General features: G+C 46.3%; 13 protein-coding genes and 2 pseudogenes. 7 read left to right on the top strand and 8 right to left on the bottom strand.

What is annotated here, in order from left to right:
* Positions 1 to 54: 54 nt before the first annotated feature.
* Positions 55 to 1260: a cytochrome P450 gene (locus MHB78_RS12315; RefSeq protein ID WP_046130925.1), complete on the top strand. Its 1206-nt coding sequence runs from the start codon at positions 55 to 57 to the stop codon at positions 1258 to 1260.
* 47 nt (positions 1261 to 1307) lie between these two features.
* Here MHB78_RS12315 and MHB78_RS12310 read toward each other — a convergent pair whose 3' ends face one another.
* Positions 1308 to 2024 (bottom strand): 3-ketoacyl-ACP reductase, encoded by a 717-nt coding sequence (locus tag MHB78_RS12310; protein ID WP_046130924.1) that lies wholly within the window; start codon positions 2022 to 2024, stop codon positions 1308 to 1310.
* A 369-nt stretch (positions 2025 to 2393) separates the two neighbouring features.
* Here MHB78_RS12310 and MHB78_RS12305 point away from each other — a divergent pair, with 369 nt between their 5' ends.
* From MHB78_RS12305 to hag, 4 genes are all read left to right on the top strand, one after another.
* A complete protein-coding gene (locus MHB78_RS12305; RefSeq protein WP_046130923.1) occupies positions 2394 to 3821 on the top strand; it encodes an MDR family MFS transporter in 1428 nt (475 codons plus the stop codon).
* A 222-nt stretch (positions 3822 to 4043) separates the two neighbouring features.
* Complete coding sequence (locus MHB78_RS12300) at positions 4044 to 6086, top strand: molybdopterin oxidoreductase family protein (RefSeq protein WP_046130922.1); 2043 nt, start codon at positions 4044 to 4046, stop codon at positions 6084 to 6086.
* A gap of 132 nt (positions 6087 to 6218) precedes the next feature.
* Positions 6219 to 7571 (top strand): IS1182 family transposase, encoded by a 1353-nt coding sequence (locus MHB78_RS12295; protein WP_046131917.1) that lies wholly within the window; start codon positions 6219 to 6221, stop codon positions 7569 to 7571.
* A gap of 288 nt (positions 7572 to 7859) precedes the next feature.
* Entirely contained in the window at positions 7860 to 8828 is a 969-nt protein-coding gene (gene hag / locus MHB78_RS12290; RefSeq protein ID WP_046132757.1) for a flagellin Hag, read from the top strand.
* 40 nt (positions 8829 to 8868) lie between these two features.
* On the opposite strand, the gene MHB78_RS12285 is transcribed toward hag, so the two are convergent.
* Complete coding sequence (locus MHB78_RS12285) at positions 8869 to 9354, bottom strand: MarR family transcriptional regulator (protein WP_046132756.1); 486 nt, start codon at positions 9352 to 9354, stop codon at positions 8869 to 8871.
* A gap of 140 nt (positions 9355 to 9494) precedes the next feature.
* Here MHB78_RS12285 and MHB78_RS12280 point away from each other — a divergent pair, with 140 nt between their 5' ends.
* Together MHB78_RS12280 and MHB78_RS12275 are read left to right on the top strand one after the other, a co-directional pair.
* On the top strand, positions 9495 to 11000 hold the full coding sequence (locus MHB78_RS12280) for an MDR family MFS transporter (RefSeq protein WP_269082064.1): 1506 nt from the start codon (positions 9495 to 9497) through the stop codon (positions 10998 to 11000).
* A gap of 82 nt (positions 11001 to 11082) precedes the next feature.
* Positions 11083 to 12638 (top strand): IS3 family transposase gene (locus tag MHB78_RS12275; RefSeq protein WP_231947349.1). Its coding sequence is split into 2 segments (ribosomal slippage): positions 11083 to 11740 and positions 11740 to 12638, totalling 1557 coding nucleotides; the frame shifts between segments, so codons are not numbered across the junction.
* A 72-nt stretch (positions 12639 to 12710) separates the two neighbouring features.
* On the opposite strand, the gene MHB78_RS12270 is transcribed toward MHB78_RS12275, so the two are convergent.
* The 6 genes and pseudogenes from MHB78_RS12270 to abc-f form a co-directional block, all read right to left on the bottom strand.
* Complete coding sequence (locus MHB78_RS12270; protein WP_046132232.1) at positions 12711 to 13817, bottom strand: spore germination protein; 1107 nt, start codon at positions 13815 to 13817, stop codon at positions 12711 to 12713.
* Positions 13818 to 13852: 35 nt separating this feature from the next.
* Positions 13853 to 15025, bottom strand: a complete 1173-nt coding sequence (locus MHB78_RS12265) for a Ger(x)C family spore germination protein (protein ID WP_046132233.1) — start codon at positions 15023 to 15025, stop codon at positions 13853 to 13855.
* A pseudogene (locus MHB78_RS12260) lies at positions 15021 to 16119 on the bottom strand (spore germination protein). Before MHB78_RS12260 ends, MHB78_RS12265 begins: the two are co-directional and overlap by 5 nt.
* 36 nt (positions 16120 to 16155) lie before the next feature.
* Positions 16156 to 17336: pseudogene (locus tag MHB78_RS12255) on the bottom strand (spore germination protein).
* 24 nt (positions 17337 to 17360) lie between these two features.
* On the bottom strand, positions 17361 to 18926 hold the full coding sequence (locus MHB78_RS12250; RefSeq protein WP_046132901.1) for a spore germination protein: 1566 nt from the start codon (positions 18924 to 18926) through the stop codon (positions 17361 to 17363).
* 300 nt (positions 18927 to 19226) lie between these two features.
* Positions 19227 to 20927, bottom strand: a complete 1701-nt coding sequence (gene abc-f / locus MHB78_RS12245) for an ABC-F type ribosomal protection protein (RefSeq protein WP_046132900.1) — start codon at positions 20925 to 20927, stop codon at positions 19227 to 19229.
* Positions 20928 to 20947: the final 20 nt, after the last annotated feature.

The following is a 20947-nucleotide window of genomic DNA, read 5'->3' as shown; positions in this document are numbered from 1 at the left end:
TATGAACCGGTTCATGGACATCTATTTCGACTGATTCAAAAAAGGAGAGTTACCATGACAAATTCGATTCAAACCAGCAACCGTTACGCGAATTGGATTCCGATGAAAGAAATCAGCTCAAGCAAAGACCGGCTCTTCCCGTTTCCTATTTATAACCGGCTTCGGCAGACAAGCCCTGTGCGCTTCGATGACGATCGAAAGTGCTGGGATATTTTCGCTTATGAAGATGTTCAATATGTATTGAAATCGCCAAAGCTCTTTTCTTCAAAACGCGGCGGGGACATGCAGGGAAAAACCATGCTGACGATGGATCCGCCGCGGCATACAAGCATGAGGGCGATCGTCAATAAGGCTTTTACACCGAAGGCGGTGAAGCAGCTTGAATCGCACATCGGCGAAGTGACAGCCTTTCTGCTTGATGAAACAAGAGACAGGCGGTCGTTTGATTTGGTAGACGATTTGGCAGCTCCCCTCCCTGTGATTATCATTGCTGAGCTGCTCGGTGTTCCGCCTGAAGACCGCAGCATGTTCAAGCACTACTCTGATATATTGGTTTCGGGTGCTTCAGACAGCTCGGATGAAGCCGTCAAACTGATGAGCAAACGGCGCAAAGAAGGCAATGACTATTTAAAAGACTACTTTAAAAGGATTATCAAGGAACGCAAGAAGTCGCCCAAAGAAGATTTGATTTCGCTTTTGATTCAGGCTGAGGTAGAAGGAGAGAAATTAACTGAAGAGGAACTGCTCGGTTTTTGTACGCTTCTTTTGGTGGCCGGCAATGAAACGACAACCAATTTGATCGCGAATGCCGTCCGCTATCTAACAGAGGACGCACACACACAGGAGGCCGTCAGACATGATTTGTCCCTCGTGCCTCATCTCGTTGAAGAAACGCTGCGCTACTATCCGCCCGTGCAGGCGATTGGCCGCGTCGCAGCCCAAGATACCGAGATCAGGGGCGTTTCGATTCCAAAGGGCTCTTCCGTCATCAGCTGGGTGGCATCGGCCAATCGGGATGAAACCAAGTTTGACGATCCTGAATCCTTTAGGCTTGACCGCAAGTCAAATCCACATATGAGTTTCGGCTTTGGCATCCATTTTTGCCTTGGGGCTCCCCTCGCCCGCCTTGAAGCGAACATTGCCCTGTCGCATTTGCTTCGGCATGCATCGGTGGAAAGGGATGACCGGGTGAAGCTTGAAGCGATTCAAAGTCCGTTTGTTTTCGGCGTCCGCCGGCTTCCGGTGCGGCTTTTATATTAAATGACAGAAAAAGGACAAGCCCCCATGGGCGCTCGTCCTTTTTTCTTTTATGGATTTGTTGACCACATACCTGCAGATTTAATGAAAATGCGCGGGTGCAGTTTAAGCTGCGCCACCATGAATTCCGCAAGGTCTTCCGGCTGCATGACGCGCTCAGGGTTTCCGTCGGTCAATTTTGATTCGATTGCCAAATCTGTGGCGACTGTGCTTGGCGTAAGTGCGCTCACCCGGATGTTGTGCTTTCTGACTTCCTGCATTAACGATTCTGTCAGGCCGAGGACCGCAAATTTAGATGCGCTGTAAGCGCTCGTGCCTGCTGCGCCTCTTTGACCCGCTGTTGAAGAAATATTAATAATATCTCCTGCTTTTCTTTCGATCATATCAGGCAGAACAGCGCGGGTTACGTTGTATACGCCCATCAGGTTGACTTGGATGATATTCTCCCATTCCTCCGGAGTCTGTTCAAGAAAACCTGCAAAACCGCCGATTCCGGCATTATTAATGAGAATATCGATGCTGCCGAGCTCTTTTTTTACAGATTCAACTGCGTTTTCCACGGCTTTTAAATCCTTCACATCCGCTTCTGCAATCGACACGTTCACGCCGAAAGCCTTCAGCTCTGCCGCCGTTTTTTCAAGGTTGGCCATCGTACGGCCGACAAGGCCGATATGAACGCCCTCTTTCGCCAGGGCGAATGCGGCTGCACGGCCGATTCCTCTGGCTCCGCCTGTAATCAGGGCCGTTTTGTTTTGTAGAGATTGCATAGCAAAACTTCCTTTCAATATGTATGTACATGAAAAGTATAAAGAAATCCTAAATCGTTAACAAATAAAATGCTCGGGCCGGCGTTTCATCAAAATATCCGACAAGTGTCTTACAACGCAGGCTTTTAAGAAACAACCTAACAAATTTATTGTAAAAATGGCAAAGACCAAGTATACTCATATAGTTGCCAATCGTAAGAAAAAAGTCTATAAAATGGCGGTGGAGACACGTAAACAGATAAAACGAAAATACAGATGATACACGAGAGGATTTGACTCCGGGTCAAGTCTTCATTTTATATGACAGCTAGCTGTCTGAAGCGGAACATGCCCCGGCTTCGGCAAGATGGTTTTTACAGGAGGAATGGTATGGAACAAAAACTAAATTCCAAAGCAATACTGATTACATTTATGATTGGCGCTTTCTTCGCAATATTAAACGAAACATTGCTCAATATTGCCTTAACCGAATTAATGGATGCCTTCAGCATAGATGCTGCGACCGTTCAATGGCTGGCGACCGGCTTCATGCTAGTAATGGGCGTTTTAATGCCCGTTTCGGCCCTTTTCATTCAGTGGTTTACAACAAGGCAGATGTTTATCGGCGTGATGACCGTATTTTTGGTTGGAACGGTTATTGCAGCCTGTTCGGTGAATTTTCCGATGCTGCTGGCCGGACGGATGATTCAGGCTGTCGGCACCGGATTGTTAATTCCCATTATCATGAACGCTTTGCTTTTAATGTACCGCCCGGAAGTCCGCGGAAAGATTATGGGGACGTTCGGCCTGGTCATTATGTTTGCTCCAGCAATCGGTCCTACATTATCGGGGGTTATCGTTGATTTATTAGGCTGGCGCTGGCTGTTTATCATCGTGATTCCGTTTGCTGTTTTTTCGATTCTATTCGCCGCGAAGTATTTGCAGAACGTCGGTGAAGTAACACGCCCCCGTGCAGATGTTTTATCGATCATTTTGTCAACGATCGGTATCGGAGGCATGGTTTACGGCTTCAGCAGCGCCGGTGAGGCTTCGCATGGATTTGCGTCTGCGACAGTCATTACAGTGATCGCTGTCAGCCTGATCAGCCTTGTGCTGTTCGTGCTCCGTCAATTGAAGCTGGAAGAGCCGTTATTGGATATGCGGGTGTTTGCCTATCAAAATTATTCGCGCGGTCTGATTCTTTTTGTGATCGTCATTATGGCGATGTTTGCATCGGAAATTGTGATGCCGATGTATTTGCAGGGCCCTCTCGGCTTATCTGCAAAGACCGCCGGGCTGTTGCTGCTTCCCGGTGCGCTGCTGAACGGCCTTATGTCCCCTGCGATGGGCGGCTTATTCGATAAGCTCGGACCGAGAAAGCTCATCATACCGGGCACCGTCGTATTGGTCGGCGTCATGGTTTTCTTCAGCAACATCGGTCCTTCCATTCCGATATGGTCGTTTATCTTGGTATATATCGTCTTAATGCTGTCGATCTCCGCGATCATGATGCCTGCGCAGACGAATGCGCTCAATGAGCTGCCGAAGAAGCTGTATCCGCATGGAACAGCCGTTGCCAACACTCTCCAGCCTGTAGCAGGGGCTCTTGGTGTTTCGGTTTTTGTAAGCATTATGAGCCAGGGGAAACAAAGCTTCCTGGAAAAACAACAGGCGCCGGCCAGCGAGCAAATCATGAATGAAGCGATGACGCACGGCATCCATCATGCCTACTGGTTTGCGCTGGCATTGACCTGCATCGCTTTTCTGATCTCATTATTCATTAAAAAGGCGGTTGCGCCGGATTTTGACGAAAACTAGGATCCTTCAGGGCCCCCGGCTTTTCCATCAGGAGAATGCCGGGGGTTTTTTATGAAACGTGAAATGCCGGCAAATTCTTAGCCGCTCTTTCCTTCGCCGGTGATTTTGTACAGACAACAGGCAAAATGTCCTGTTGGCGGATTTTTCAGAATTGACGGGATGTTGTGACATGATATAATGCTAGAATCATATTCATTTTTTCATCGGAAAGGAACGGAGTCCATGGAATCTTATGTTCATCAAAAGAACGGCATTTTCAAATCCGTATGTTCACTTGACTGTCCTGATCAATGCGGTCTTCTCGTTCATAAAAAAGACGGCAAGATCGTTAAAATTCAGGGCGACCCGGATCATCCGGTCACACAGGGCAACATATGCAATAAAGTCCGCAACATGACGGAGCGGATTTACGATCCGAAACGGCTGAAAACGCCGCTGAAACGGACGGGCCCGAAAGGATCCGGGACATTCGAACCGATCAGCTGGGATGAAGCGATCGACACCATTCGCACCCGCTGGACGGAGCTGATCGAAAAAGAAGGCCCGGAAAGCATTTTGCCCTATAGTTTTTACGGAAATATGGGGAATTTGACAGCCGAAGGAATGGACAGGCGCTTCTTCCACCGTCTCGGATCAAGCCAGCTTGAACGGGCCATCTGCACCCCTGCAGGCTCAGTTGGATATCAATATACGATGGGCGGAAGCATCGGAACAGATCCCGAAGATACAACAGAGACGAAGCTGTTTATATTCTGGGGAATCAACGCGGTCTCAACGAACATGCACCAAATAACAATCGCCCAAAAGGCGAGAAAAAACGGCGCAAAAATCGTTGTCATCGACGTTCATAAAAATCAGACCGGCAGAATGGCTGACTGGTTTATCCCGATCCTGCCGGGTACAGACAGCGCCCTTGCTCTCGGCATCATGCACGTTTTATTTGCCGAAGGCATGGCCGATGAAGCGTTTCTTAAAAAATATACGGTCGGCCATGAAGAGCTGCGCCGGCATGTTTTGCAGTACGATCCTGATACGGTTGCGGAGATTACCGGCGTTCCCCGTGAGGATATCGTCGAGCTTGCCCGTCTGTACGGAAAGACCTCCCCTTCCCTCATCCGCATCGGGAACGGGCTTCAGCATCATGACAACGGAGGCATGATCGTCCGGACGATCGCCTGTCTGCCTGCCATTACAGGACAATGGACGGTAAAAGGAGGCGGCGCGATTAAAGGCAATACCGCTTTTTTGGCCTATAATACAAAAGCGCTGCAGCGCCCTGACTTGCTGAACGGCAGAACGCCGAGGGTCATCAACATGAATCAGCTCGGCAAGGCCCTCCTGGAAATCGATCCGCCGATCCGCTCTTTATTTGTATACAGCAGCAATCCGGCCGTTGTCGCTCCTGAAGCGAACAAGGTCAGAAAAGGACTCGAGCGCGAAGACCTGTTTACGGTCGTCCACGATTTATTTTTAACGGAAACCGCCCGGTATGCCGATATCGTGCTGCCCGCCTCTTCCGCTTTTGAAAATATGGATTTTTACACATCGTACTGGCACCACTACACGCAATTGCAAAGACCCGTCATCGAAAAGTACGGCATGAGCAAATCCAATACAGAAGTGTTTCGCCTTCTCGCAGAGGCGATGGGCTTTGATGATGAGCCGCTGAAAGATTCGGATGAAGAGATGATCAGGCAGGCCCTTGATTATCCTGCCAATCCGTGGCTTGACGGAATCGATTTTGACAGCCTGTCTGAAAAGCATTTTGTCAAAGCGAAAAGAGAGACCATTTTTCCCGAGCGGCTCCCGACGCCAAGCGGAAAAATCGAATTGTATTCGAAAAAGATGGAACAGGACGGCTATCCCGCCCTGCCGACTCATACTCCCCTTTTGGAGACTGGAGAATACCCGTTTTTATTCGTGCCCGGGCCGAACCATAATTTCTTGAATACGACGTTTTCAAATAACGAAAAACATATCAAATTGGAAAAGGAACCAAAGCTCCATATCAACATAAAAGATGCGGAAGAAAAAGGCATCGAAAACGGCGACTCCGTAAAAATCCGAAATGACCGAGGAGAGTGCATCCTGACCGCCGCAGTCGGAGAAAACGTCCTTCCCGGCGTCGTCGTCAGCCAAGGACTGTGGGCCGACAAAGACGGAAAGAATTATCTCGTCAATGCGCTAACCCCGGACCGCTTATCCGACATGGGAGGAGGAGCAACCTTTTTTTCAGGAAGAGTGCAAATTGAAAAAATGGATTGAAAAGACTGGTGAATATTCACCAGTCTTTTCAGGCTGTCGAGAAAATCGACAGCCTTTTTCATTTTTCCCTTAAATTATCCATTTCACCATTTTATAATAAAGAAAAGCCTTCTAAAAGGACGGTGTCTGTTCATGTTCTACACAAGGAATTCTTCCCAGAACGAAGCTGAATTTGTATTGCTTGATCAGCTTGTTGAAGAGGATCACCTGCTTCGTAAAATTGACAAGTACATCGATTTCTCTTTTATCATTGAAAAGGTTAAACCTTACTACAGCGAAAATAAAGGCCGCCCCTCACTTGATCCGTTGATTTTATTCAAAATGATGTTTATCGGATACCTTTACGGTATCCGTTCAGAAAGACAGCTCGAAAAAGAAATTTACTATAATATGGCTTACCGATGGTTTTTAGGGTTAAACATCAACGATCCAGTTCCTCACCATTCAACCATCAGTTGGAATAGACGTACACGCTTTAAAGATACGACCATTTTTCAAGACATTTTCGATGAGATCGTTCTTCAGGCCATTAATCATGATATGGTAGGAGGCCGTGTCCTTTTCACAGATTCAACTCACCTCAAAGCCAATGCCAATAAGCATAAATATACGCGAAAAACGATTGAGCAGGATACACAAAACTATATAAAGGACTTGGATAAAGCCGTCCAAGAAGATCGGGAAGCACGCGGAAAAAAGCCTTTAAAAGCCAAAGAGGAGGTGAAAACTAAAAAGGAAATTCGTCATAGTACAACTGATCCCGAAAGCGGCTATCTTTACCGTGAAAACAAACCTGAAGGTTTTTTCTATTTAGATCACCGAACAACGGATATGAAATTCAATATCATCACCGATGCCTATGTAACGCCCGGTAATGTCCATGATTCTGCGCCTTATCTCGATCGATTAGACCACCAAATCGCACGATTTGGTTTTCAAGTTGAAGCCGTCGCTCTTGATTCTGGCTATCTGACAACTCCAATCTGTAAAGGACTGTCCGACCGTCGAATTTTTGGCGTTATTGCTCATAGACGCTTTCATCCTACAAAAGGTTTGTTTCCGAAGTGGAAGTTTCATTATGACCGTGAAAAAAATCAGTACATTTGTCCGAACGGACAAACACTCTTATACTCAACAACAGATCGAAAAGGCAACAGATTTTATAAGTCCAACCCTGAAAAGTGTGTCTCATGCCCTCTGCTTGAAAACTGTACAAGATCGAAAAACCACCAGAAGGTCGTCTCAAGACACATATGGGAGGACCATAAAGAAAAGGTCAGGCAAAATCGTTTGTCCGACTCCGGAAAAATCCTCTACAAAAAAAGAAAAGAAAAAATAGAGCGGAGCTTTGCAGATTCAAAACAGCTGCATGGGCTTCGCTACTGCCGGTTGAGGGGAAAACAAAATGTGAGCGAACAAGTTCTCCTCACCGCCGCTTGCCAGAATATGAAGAAGATTGCCACACACTTAGCCAAGCTTGGCTAAGTGTGTGGGAGGGCTTTTTCCTTTTATAAAGATTAAAAAATGAACAAGAAATTTTATGAAATAAAAAAGCTTGTAGGAAAAAACATGTTTTTCTCTACAAGCTGAAAAGACTGGTGAATATTCACCAGTCTTTTTCGTGTTTGCGATCCCCTCTTAAATATGTCCTTTTTTTGAAATATAAGGTTATTTTATTGAATATAGTAACTGGATGCCGATGCAAAATATGTCAGGGCCCGACGGAGATCTTTTTTAGAAGGTCTCAATCTACTTACACGGAGGTAAAGGAACATGAGAATTAACCACAACATTGCAGCGCTTAACACGCTGAACCGGTTGTCTGCAAACAGCAATGCAAGCCAAAAGAACATGGAAAAGCTTTCTTCAGGACTCCGCATCAACCGCGCCGGAGACGATGCAGCAGGACTTGCGATTTCGGAAAAAATGAGAGGACAGATCAGAGGTCTTGAAATGGCTTCTAAAAACGCTCAAGACGGGATATCTCTTATTCAAACGGCTGAAGGGGCGTTAACCGAAACCCACTCCATTCTTCAGCGCATCCGCGAGCTGACCGTTCAGGCCAACAACACCGGCACGCAAGATACGACCGATCTCAGCGCGATCCAGGACGAAATCAGCTCTTTGCTTGAAGAGATCGGCGGGACAGAAGGCGAAAATGCGAGCAAAGGGATTTCCGACCGGACGCAATTCAACGGAAAGAACCTCCTGGACGGCACGTTCAAATCTGACGGAGGAGAAAAACTGCAATTCCAAATCGGAGCGAACAGCGGGCAAACGATCAGCGTCAACATCGAGAACATGTCCGTCACTGCTTTAGGACTTGCAGACGGCACATCAAAGGATGAAGACGGGAAAACGGTGACGACTGCCGGGTTTAAAATCGCCGAAATCGATGTCACGAAATTAACCGGAAAAAATAAGGACGGTACGGATTTAAGCGAAGATGACAAGAAGAAGTACTCTTTTGAAAACCAGCTTGCAGCCATTGACGCTGCGACGAAACAAGTATCTGCACAGCGTTCGAAGCTCGGAGCCGTTCAAAACCGCCTCGAACACACGATTAACAATCTCAGTGCTTCATCTGAGAACTTAACGGCTGCCGAATCCCGGATCCGCGACGTAGACATGGCGAAAGAAATGAGCGAGTTTACAAAAAACAACATTCTTTCTCAAGCATCCCAAGCGATGCTTGCCCAAGCCAATCAGCAGCCGCAAAACGTGCTTCAGCTTCTTCGCTGAATATGAAATAAAGGCTCCGGCTCAGACGCCGGGGCCTTTTTCATTTGTTATGTCCCGATTCCCTCAGCCGTTTTGCATAGTTCGCAGCAAATTCGGCGCTGTTTTTCACAAAATCGGTGATAATGCTCAGCTCTTCATCTGTATATCGCTTGAAGAACTTGACGGAAGCTTCAGTCAGGTTTTCAAATAAATTGTAAATGTCTGTCATGTTTTCCGGGATGAGCTCGATCAAAAGCCGCCTTCTGTCTGCTGAATCTCTCATCCTTTTGACATAGCCCGCCCTTTCAAGACGATCGATGACTCCCGTGATCGCCCCGGTCGTCAAGTTGCTTTTTTCCGCCAGCTCACCGGCTGTTAACTTCCCGCTCCGTGCGATGATTTCCAAGCATTTGTGATCCGTTTCGTTCAGTTCGAATTTTTCGGCGATCGCCTGATGCATGAAAACGGTTGCCGTACTGTTGAATCTCAGCTGCCGGATCAGCTCTTTGATCAGTTCCTCTCTTTTCGTTTGATTTTTTCTTGACATCTGAAACACCCTTCATTAAAATCATAATATCTTAGCAGCTAAGATATTTACCTCCTAATATAAATTAATTATAACAGGATTGATTTTCTTATGCCAAACCTATGCTAAGGCCGAATATTTATTAAAGGAGAAAGATGATTTTGTCACATACACAGCATCAGCGATTAGGGTTCATTATAGCAGGATTGCTGCTGGCCATTCTCATGGCATCGATGGATAACACGATTGTCGTTACCGCAATGGGTACGATTGTCGGCGACCTCGGCGGACTCGACAGCTTTGTCTGGGTCGTATCTGCTTTTATGGTCGCCGAAATGGCAGGTATGCCGATTTTCGGGAAATTGTCGGATATGTACGGCCGAAAACGCTTTTTTCTCTTCGGCAGCCTCTTATTCATGGCCGGCTCTGCGCTCTGCGGTACGGCTGCGAGCATTGAACAGCTCAGCATCTACCGCGCCATTCAGGGAATAGGCGGCGGGGCTCTCATACCGATTGCCTTTACGATTATTTTTGATATCTTTCCGCCTGAAAAACGCGGCAAGATATCGGGCCTGTTCGGTGCCGTCTTCGGGCTGTCAAGCATTTTCGGGCCGCTGATCGGCGCTTATATTACAGATTACATCAGCTGGCATTGGGTGTTTTACATTAACTTGCCGCTCGGCTTTATTTCTTTCATTTTGATACTCTTATTTTATCAAGAAGCAAAGCAGCGCAAAAAGCAAAAGATCGACTGGTTCGGTGCTATTACGCTTGTGGGTGCAGTTGTATGCCTCATGTTCGCGCTTGAGCTCGGCGGTGAAACATACGATTGGAATTCAAACGTCATTCTTCTGCTCTTTGGAAGTTCAGCTTGTTTTTTCATTTGTTTCTTCCTGATTGAACGAAAGGCGGCTGAACCGATCATTTCTCTTGACATGTTTAAAAATCGTTTGTTTGCGGCGAGCACCCTTGTCGCATTATTTTACGGCGCGACCTTCATTTCGGCGACCGTCCAGATTCCGATATTTGTTCAGGGCGTATACGGAGATTCGGCCACAAATTCTGGGCTCATCCTTCTGCCGATGATGCTCGGCTCAGTCATTTCCGCGCAGATCGGCGGTTTTTTAACGACGAAAATGAGCTACAGGAACATCATGCTCATTTCAGGCTTGTTTTTAGTTGCAGGTTTTTCTTTGCTGAGCACGATGAATACCGATACTCCCCGCCTCTTGTTGACGGGGTATATGATCGTCGTCGGCCTGGGGGTTGGTTTTTCCTTCTCCGTCTTAAGCATGGCGGCCATTCACCATTTCGGTCCAAATCAGCGTGGTTCTGCGACTTCAACAAGCAACTTTCTGCGCTCGCTCGGGATGACGGTCGGCGCCAGCATTTTCGGCATGCTGCAGAAAAACAGCTTTTCAGAACAAATGTCAGATCTTTCTCAAGGTGGAGAAGTGCCGGGGGCTGCTGCCCAGCATGACGCAAATCAAATTTTATCAAGCGCGAGAGCTTCGATTCCGCCTGATGTTCTAAAGCAGATAACAGAAGCGCTGTCTAACTCTATTGTCCATACGTTTTCATGGGCGATTTTATCAGCGGCCATCGCCTTGTTTCTGGTGCTCCTTATGCCGAAGGATCGGATGAACATAAGCGCGAAAAGCAAGTAAACAAAGCCGGAGAGTATGATATGCTCCCCTAAAGGTAGACAGATGAAATAAAAAAATCTGTTTGCCTTGGGGGAGTTTTTTCATGGCTGGAAAATGGTTTTCAAAAGAAGAAAAATTGAATATTCTATCAGAATGTGATCAGGGCAATAATTCGGTGAAGGAGATCGCAGAAAAATATGGCATTCATGCCGAAACGATTCGTGAATGGAGAACATCGCATGATATGGCGGGTGTGGAGAGTTTGGAACGTTCAAAGCGCCATAAGTTCTATCCCGCAGAATTAAAATACAATGCCGTGAAAGACTTCTTATCCGGACGCTACTCTCAAAGAGAAATCTCGAGAAAATATAAGATTTCCAGTAAATCCGTACTCATGAAGTGGGTTGAGCTTTATAATGGTCATAAAACGTTAAAAGACAGCGGGAGAGGAAGGAATCGTTTGATGACCAAACGGAAGAACGTTTCATTGGAAGAACGGATTGAGATTGCGAAGGATTGTCTAGCTCATGGAAAGGACTACGCCAGATCAATGGAGATTCATCAAGTCTCCTACCAACAGGTGTATCAATGGGTGAAAAAGTATCAAGAAGGCGGAGAAGAGGCCTTAAAAGACAACCGAGGGAAACGCAAAACCGAAGAAGAATTGACACCTGAAGAAAAAATTCAACGGGAAAACAAACGGCTGGAACAGGAAAATGAGCGTTTGCGCGCAGAGAATGCGTTCTTAAAAAAGTTGGAAGAGATCAAAAGGAGGCGGTTCTAAGTCAGGTTCGGTACGAAGATCGATATCTCGCCATTTTAGAGCTGAATCGAAAAGAAGGCTTTTCTGTCCAAATGTTATGTGAGATTGCCGAAGTTTCGCGCCAGGGGTATTACAAATGGAGGAGCCGAGTACCTTCAGCGAGAGAAAAACAGAATGAAAAGATTATCGCCAAAATGGCGCTACTTCACGAACAAATTGGCGGTATCTACGGATACCGCAGAATGACCTTAAACATGAACCGCCGCTTTAAAGAGCGCCTCAATCATAAGCGCATCTATCGGCTGATGAAAATTGCCAAGCTGGAGTGTGTCATTCGGCGGAAGAAAAAACGTTACGGCAAAGCGACGTCTCAACATGTGTCCGAAAATATCCTGAATCGAGAGTTTAAAGCGGACAAACCAAATCAAAAATGGGTGACCGATGTGACGGAGCTAAAATACGGCCATCGGAAAGCGTACCTCAGTGCCATTCTAGATCTTCATGAGGGAATGGTCGTGTCTTATGTGCTGGGGAAGTCCAATAATAACGCCCTTGTTTTTAAAACCTTTAACCAAGCGCTTGAGGCAGCCCCAAACGCACGTCCTCTTCTCCACAGCGACAGGGGTTTTCAATACACGTCCCACCAGTTTAGAAGGATGATTAAAAACGCAAATATGACACAGAGTATGTCCCGCGTCGGCCTCTGTATTGATAACGGCCCCATCGAGTCGTTTTGGGGGAAATTCAAATGCGAGAAATACAGACGGAATTCATACGAGACGTTCGAGGAGCTTCAACATGATATTGACGAATATATCCACTTTTACAACCACGATCGTCTACAAGAAAAACTAAACGGCCTCAGCCCGGTGGAATACAGGGCTAAAGCCGTCTAGTGTGTTTGAGTTATTTCCACTGTCTACTTGACAGGGTGCAGTTCATTTTCTCCGGCTTTTCTATGTCTTCTATTAAGGTGTGGCAGAGGATTTAGCTCTTTTTTTTCTTATTTTTGAGATCATAAGGAGCGGAATCGGCACCAAGACAAATAAGATAACGGCCAGCCGGCTGATGAAGTCTCCAAATTGAAATATGCCATTCAAATTCTTGGGTGTCATCGCTATTACATACATGACCGGAAGCAAGGCATACATCACCGTGTGGATATTTTTATGAAACAGCTGGGACAGGCCCAGCGATGCCGCGTAATATGAAATGGCAAACGTTGCGAACAGCTGCATAATCCAGATGGTGAGCAGCAAAGATTCAAATCTTTCAAATACCAAACCGGGAATTTCAAAGCTTCGCATCAGATCAAGCGTCGGCCAGGTCCTTGTAACGACACCGTCAACAGAAAGCGCACCGATAACAAATATGACGGTAACCAAGTAAAAAATCAGGGAAATGCTTATCCCCACCACAACGACCTTTACGCCTTTCTGAGGCTTTTTCATAAACGCCAAAAGGAACAGCATCACTTCCGCACTGGTTAAAGAAAGAACGGTTGCTTTGGTTCCTTGCAGCACCGGCATCACTCCTTTTCCTAGCACAGGCCGCAAATTATCCAGTTCAAATATTCCGCTGCTCATCAAAACAACCGTCAAAAAAATAATCACCGTTATAGGAAATATGATTTCAAACAGACGCGCAATCGCTCCCATGCCGGCTTTCACTGAATAAAGGCCGACCCACATCATCGTGATCGTGATCGCCCAGAGCGGGGTTCCTTCAAGCAAAAAAAAGCTGGTAATTTCGTCCATTATCCTTGCTTCAAATGCCGCAATCGTAATGAAATGCTCGATAAAAAACAAGCCGATCAGAATGCCCATCCATTTTCCAACAATATCGCCGCCGTATTCAAAAAATGTTTTTCCAGGGTAGCCCTGGCTTAATTTCGTCATGACTACCCCGGCTGCCATCGTAATCATCCCGCCGAATATGACAGCCAGCCAGACGTCCGGTGTTCCCATCTCTTGCACGGCTGTCCGAGGCAGACTAAGTATACCCGCCGCCAAAATATAATTCACAAAAACAACGATAGCCTGAGAAGTCGTAATTTTGTCAAATGCACTGCTCATTGAGATCAACCGCCTTGTTATCTCTTTTTTTGCGACTAATGCTGTCCAAGGGTGCCGTAGTCCTTTATCGTAAACTGAACATGGATTGTAATCGGAATCTCTGTAAATGTCTCATCCCAGTTATTCTTCAGCTTATCCCAAAGCCGGGGATGTTTGATTCTCAGTTCATTTCCGAATCCTGCAAGGTCTGCTTTGTATACTGTCTGCATTTTTCGAGTCGCTTTCTCCACCAGCTTTTCAACGGTTTGGGCTGACTTTCTTTCTGTTCGCTCCAAAAATTTGTTGTCAAAAGCTTTATCAGCTGCGCTCCATTTTTCGGCAAGGTGCCCTTCAGATGTAATATGAACTTGAAATGAAATACGATTTCCTTTCACAATCGGCTTGATCTCGCTTTTGATCGATTCCACCGAAAAAGCCAGCAGCTTTTTTGTTTTTGGATCATAGCTTTTGACAGTGCCGCCTCTTCCCTGTCCGATAATCCACATCACCCCGTCTAAATCCTGTTCATTCAAAAAACCGATCAGTTTATTCGTTTTTCCGTTGATCGCAGCGGCTCCCGCGTATTTAACTTCTCCTTCTGCACTCGCCACATTTTGGATCATATAGCTTGTTCCCGCCCTCATTTTCCCCATCATTTTGGCAAGTGTCACAGGAGGCAGAATTTTTTTCGCCCGATAGGCATTTTCAACGACTTTGCGCAGATGAAACGCCGGCATTTCGCCTGTCTCCTTTAGTTCAAGCGTATCTCTCGCCCTTCCTCTTGTAACGAGGACAATGCTGCTTGGTCTTATTTCATCATCACGGAGAGGCTGATCAAGCAGTTCATCGAAGGAATAAGTGCGCAGGAGATCAGCGGCGATGACAATTACCTTTAAATGCGAGCCGTATACGGGCCCCTTTCTTAAGGCTATTTCAGTCGTGATTTGCTGGACCGAGTCTCCTGTTTCGTATACATTAATGTAAGATTTTTGTCCCGTACCTCCGCTTCCTCCAGCTGCCTGCTCGTTTACATACTGGTAGGTTATCGTAATCCGGTCTTTTTTCGGATAGTATCCCCCTACTTTATCAAACTTCTTTTCCAGGGAGGTTTCCTTGCCTTTATCAAACCCCATTCCAAATGTTAAACCGCGCTCTTCAATTTCATGGTTGCTCCAGCATCCGGTTAAAAATAGAAGCAAAATAGCGGATAGGAAACGGATTTTTTTAATGATTTGTTTCAACTTTCCTCCTCCTCGCTTTCGAAATCAAAAGAAGCAGCAACGGGACTGTGCCGCATAATGGCGCTGTTGCCGATCACGTCTCCGATTTGAAAGACTTGGTTGACGTTTTTCGGCGCCATCGCGATCAAATAGACAATTGGGAGCAAACCGAACATAATTGGTTTAATGTCTTTTTTAAAGAGCTGTGACAGTCCTAAGGCAGCAGCATAGTAGCTGATAACCAAATTAGAGTAGATCTGCATGATCCAGATGACAAGCAGCAGAGACTCAAACCGTTCAAATATAAGGCCGGGAATTTCAAAGCTTCTCATCAGGTCGATTGTCGGCCATGTCCTTGTCACAACACCGTCGATGGATAGCGCTCCGACCACCATGATGACCGTGATCATGTAAAACATAATCGGGAAAACCGTCCCGATGAGGACTGCTTTAAACGCCTTTTCGGGCTGTGACATAAAAGGGACGATGATCAGCATGATTTCAATACCCGTGTAAGCGAAAGTCGTGGTTTTTATCCCCTGCATAGCAGGGATAATTCCCTTCCCCAGCACAGGGCGGAGATTGTCAATTTCAAATAGCCCTATGCTCATAAAAGCGACAAGCAAAAAAATAATAACCGTAATCGGAAGTATGATTTCAAACAGACGGGCAATCGGGTTGATGCCGCCCAGCAGCAAATAGAAGCCGCACCATAAAAACACCATCGCAGACGCCCAGATCGGGGTGCCTTCAAGCAAAAAGTACTGACTCACCTCTGTTACTGAGCGAATCTGAAATCCCGATATAGTAAGAAAGTAGCAAATCAGCAGCAGACTGATCAACCCGCCCGCCCATTTGCCGACGATTTCCCGGTTGTATTCATAAAACGTCTTATCCGGGTATTCCCTGCTCAATTTCACCATAATATACGACACGAGGATTGCGACCAATCCACCAAACAATACAGTGATCCAAACATCAGGCGTTTTCACTTTTTCCACCGATGTTCGCGGCAATGTCAGAATTCCTGTCCCGAGAAGAAAATTGGTGACAATAATGGCGGTTTGAGCAACGGTAATTCGGTCTTTCGCGTCGACCTTCATAATTGAACACTTCCTTCCAGCCATCTTCCTCTTTCTTTAACCCGTCCGTCTTTTCATTTTCCTCCTGATCTTTGAAATCGCGAGAAGCAGAAGCGGCAGCAAGCCGCCGAAAAAAAATCCGCTATTCCCGATAAAATCTCCGAACTCAAACAGGCCGTTGATATTGTGGGGGGCAGCCGAAATCAAATAGATCACCGGCAGCAAACCGAACATGACAGGCTGAATATTTTTCTGAAAGAGCTGTGATAACCCTAATGCAGCGCCATAATAAGAAATCACAAACGTCGTAAAAAGCTGCATGATCCAGATGACAAGCATCATGGATTCAAAGCGTTCAAAAATCAGCCCCGGCATTTCAAAGCTTCGCATCAGATCGATCGTCGGCCAAGTACGGGCTACCACTCCGTCAATCGATAATCCGCCGATGACCATGACGACGGTTATCATATAGAAGAACAAAGGAATCACGGTTCCCATTGCGACAGCTTTTATCGCCCGATCAGGATGTTTCATAAAGGGCAGCAGGAAGAGCATCACTTCAATTCCCGAAAAAGAAAGAGCCGTTACTTTCACTCCTTTCAATACCGGTAAAATCCCTTTTCCTAAAACAGGCCGCAAATTGTCCGCATCAAATATCCCGATGCTCATAAAAGTCACCAGCAAAAACAGCAACACCGTTATGGGAAGAATGATTTCGAACAAGCGCGCAATCGGATTTAAACCGCCGATGATCAAATACAGTCCCACCCACAAAAAAATCATGGTGATCGCCCAGTCCGGCGTCCCTTGCAGCAAAAAAAACTGCGTAATTTCAAGCATCGAACGAACCTGAAAGCCCGCATGCGCCAAGAAATATAAACTGACAAACAGGCTGAGCAATCCGCCGATCGGTTTTCCCACTATCTCCCCGCAATATTGATAAAACGTTTTTTCAGGAAACTGACAAACAGGCTGAGCAATCCGCCGATCGGTTTTCCCACTATCTCCCCGCAATATTGATAAAACGTTTTTTCAGGAAACTGGCGGCTTAACGCCACGATGATGATTCCCGCCGTGAGCGCAATGAGTCCCCCTAATAAAAGAGCGATCCAAACATCAGGCGTCTTCACTTCAGCCACCGATGTTCTCGGAAGCGTCAAAATTCCGGTTGCAAGCAGGAAGCTGGTGACGATAACGGCTGTTTGTGAAGTGGTTATGCGGTCTTTCGGCCTGATCATCTTAAAGATTCACTCCTTTCCAAGCTAGCTTTTGCGCGACGAATCGTTTGTTTTTATCATCTTTGGCCTGCGCCTCATCATCGAAATCGGCATTCGAATAATGAAATCCTTCCAGTCGTTTAAACGATAGGGCACAGCCGGACTGGCATAAGGAACGCCGAAGCTTTTCAGTTTCACGGCATGGCAGGAAAGCAACAGGAAAAACATGATAACCCCGTATAATCCAAACACAGCTGCGCAGAACATCGCCGTAAACCTCAGCATACGGAGTGAAATTCCGGCACCGTATTGCGGAATCGCAAATGAAGAAATTGCCGTTACCGCAACAACGATGACCATGATGGGACTGACGATCCCGGCCTGCACGGCAGCCTCGCCGATAATGAGACCGCCGACAATCCCTATCGTCTGCCCGATCGGTTTAGGCAGGCGCAGACCGGCTTCCCGCAAAATTTCAATGGCCACTTCCATAATGAGAGCTTCGATCAGGGAAGGAAACGGCACCCCTATCCTCGTCCCTGTTATGGATATCACAAGCTCGCTCGGAATCAGCCCCGGATGAAACGAAATAAAGGAAATATATAAAGCCGGCCCCAACAGTGAAATCATAGCTGCCCCAAACCTCAAGATCCGGATAAATGAACCCGGTATCCAGCGTTCATAATAATCTTCGGGTGATTGCAGCATCATGCTGAATGTAACAGGCACGATTAAAACAAAGGGCGTCCCATCCAGCAAAATCGCCACCCTTCCTTCCATCAAAGCGCTCATCACCCGGTCAGGGCGTTCAGTGCTTTGCACCTGCGGAAAAGGGCTGAGATAATTGTCTTCGATCAGCTGTTCAACATAACCTGACTCAGGGACAAGGTCGATATCAATCTTTAGGATTCTTTTTTTGACCTCTTCCACCAGATCCGGTTCAGCCACCTCTTTGATATAGGCAACAATAAGCTTTTTTGTCGCCCGTTTTCCTACCTCAAATTCAATCAGCGACAGGTTTTCATTTTTCCCCTGCTGTCTTAAAAGTGCGGTGTTTGTACCTATCGTTTCGGTAAAGCCCACCCTGGCTCCCCTGACCAAGGCCTCTGATAAAGGCTCTTCAATATTCCTCGTATTTCCCTTTGTCGTACCCAAAACGAATACTCCAGCAAAACCGTCGATAAAAAGCGCGGTTGAACCCATTAAGACTTCCGGAACCGTTTTGCCGATATGATTTGCTTCTTTTACTTCGCTTATGGGCAAAATTTGAGACTTAATCAGTCCTGGCAGATTGTTTTTTAATGAAGAAAGCTCTATTTTATATTCTTCGGAAAAATCAGCCATCAGCGATTTCATGATGTGCTTATCAATCAAGTCTTTGTCTGACATCACATCGATGAAAACAACCGCTCCTCTGACACCTGTGCGCCCGATGTCAAATTCCCGAAAATGCACATCTGAGTTATGCCCTATTTCTTCCTTGACCATTTTCAGGTCATGATCCAAATCGCCGGTGAAATATCCCGTTGATTCCTGGGACGGTTTTTCAGGGAGCTCATGCTGAACGGGCTGCTTTCGTATCCTCCGTGTTTTTGATTTCCACCATCTCATGTACTTATTCACCCTCTATTGTTGTACGAACCCAAACAAAAAACTTTGAAATGGCGTACGGGATTAAAAAGACAAAAAATGCTTGCATGATTGTCTGCCAGTCCGGAAAAAAAGAAAAGATCGTTTCCCACATGTTGATCACCTTCATTTTTACGTTTTGCTAAGTCCATCTTTTTTATCCTATTATTGCCTTGGATGACTTCTAACAATATGGTAATTTAAACCACGATTGACACAGGCTAACGAAAAAAACAGCCATCTGCGTGAGAAAACACAGATGGCTGTTTGCCTTTTCATTGTTCACTTTTTCGACAGCGATTGTTTCTTTTTCAAAAGCTTGATAAATTCCTGATCCAACTCTTGATATCTCGGGTTCTCCTCTGTGAGCTCTGACAGCTCTCCAAGAATTGCGGTCATGCGCGTTTCGATGCGCAGCCGCTCTGCCTCGTCATGATCGATTTGGGGATCTTCCTTTTTGCTCTGATAGTCCTTCAGCCCCGTTTCGATGCGCCGGATTCGTCCCTTTTCAAATACAAGAAGCTTGTCGCACAATTTTTCCATGAAATACCGGTCGTGCGAAACGATGATAATCGTCCCCTGAAAGTCGAGCAATGTGTCCTCAAGCTGTTCTCTAGTCGGCAAATCAAGGTGATTGGTCGGTTCGTCCAACACGAGGACATCGTAATCCTTGATGATCATGCCCGCCAGCTTAATCCGTGTGCGCTCACCCAGACTGAACGTCCCGATTTTCCGGTCAAACCGGTCTTCCTTTATCCCCATATTGGCCAAAATCGTGCGCGCGTGTGCCATATCGCGCCTGTCAAACAGCTGCAGCGCTTCTGCCGCGGTTTGATTTTCGTTAACATCATTGACATCCTGGCTTAAATAAGCGGTCTTGATTGACCGGCTTTTCCAAAGGGTTCCGTTTGTCGCCGGTTCTTCTTCCAGCATCATTCTGATCAAGGTCGTTTTGCCGCAGCCGTTGCTTCCGACCAGACCGATCCGCTCTCCGTGCTTGATGAAAAAGCTGCTGTCTTCAAAAAGCTTGCGGCCGCCAAACGCCTTCGTGACATTTTTCGCTTCAATAATCCGCTTTCCCCTTTTTTCGCCTGAAGAAAATTGAAACTTGATCGTCTCTTCGCCTTTCGGTTTTTCGGCTTTATTTTTTTCCAGCTCCTGTTCGAGACGCTTCAATTTGGATTTGACCTGGTTGTCGAGCTTTTTTGCTTTTACCCGGTAATATTCCTTATAGCCTTCTTTTTTGGTTGAATCCCGGTGGGCTTTCTGAGACCAATTTTGCAGATTTGCGATTTGCGATTCGATTCTTTCTTTCTGCTTCTGCTGTACTTCATATTGGTGCAGCTGTGCTTCGTATCGCCGTTTTTTCTCGCTGCGGTAAGCGGAGTAGTTTCCTTCATATGCATGCAATAGCCCATCTTCCAGCTCGAAGATTTTTGAAACGGACTGATCCAAAAAGTAGCGGTCGTGCGAAATGATCAAGACAGCCCCCTGAAACGTTTGAAGCTCTTCAATGAGCCAGCTGATTCCGTTTGCATCCAGATGGTTTGTCGGTTCATCCAAGATGAGAACATCAGGCATCGTTTGCCAGACAAAGGCAAGCGCAAGCTTCAGTTTTTCTCCGCCGCTCATATGGTGAAGCCTTTCTGTATTCCAGCTTTGAACCTTTGTGAGCCCCAATTGGCTCGCCAGCTGATACAAACCGCCGCTCTCATCACCGCCTAACATATCGCTGAAATCATTGACCGAATACGCGACAGATTGCTGCAGGTAGCCTATTTTAAGCGCGTGTTCCGTTTGAATGGAGCCCTTGTCAGCTTCCATGCGACCGGCAAGGATGTTGGCAAGCGTCGTTTTTCCAGTTCCGTTATATCCAACCAACCCGATTCGTTCATTGCGTGTCATATCAAATTCGATGTTCTGTAAAACCGTTTGGTCTCCAAAGCTCTTTTTCAAGCCTCTCACTTTCATTAAAAACGTCATAAAAAAACCTCCCGCGGGAA

Origin of the sequence: Bacillus sp. FSL K6-0138 (genome assembly GCF_037982765.1) — a bacterium.
Taxonomy (GTDB): Bacteria; Bacillota; Bacilli; order Bacillales; family Bacillaceae; genus Bacillus; species Bacillus glycinifermentans.
This window is presented reverse-complemented; position numbering and strand designations above follow the sequence as displayed.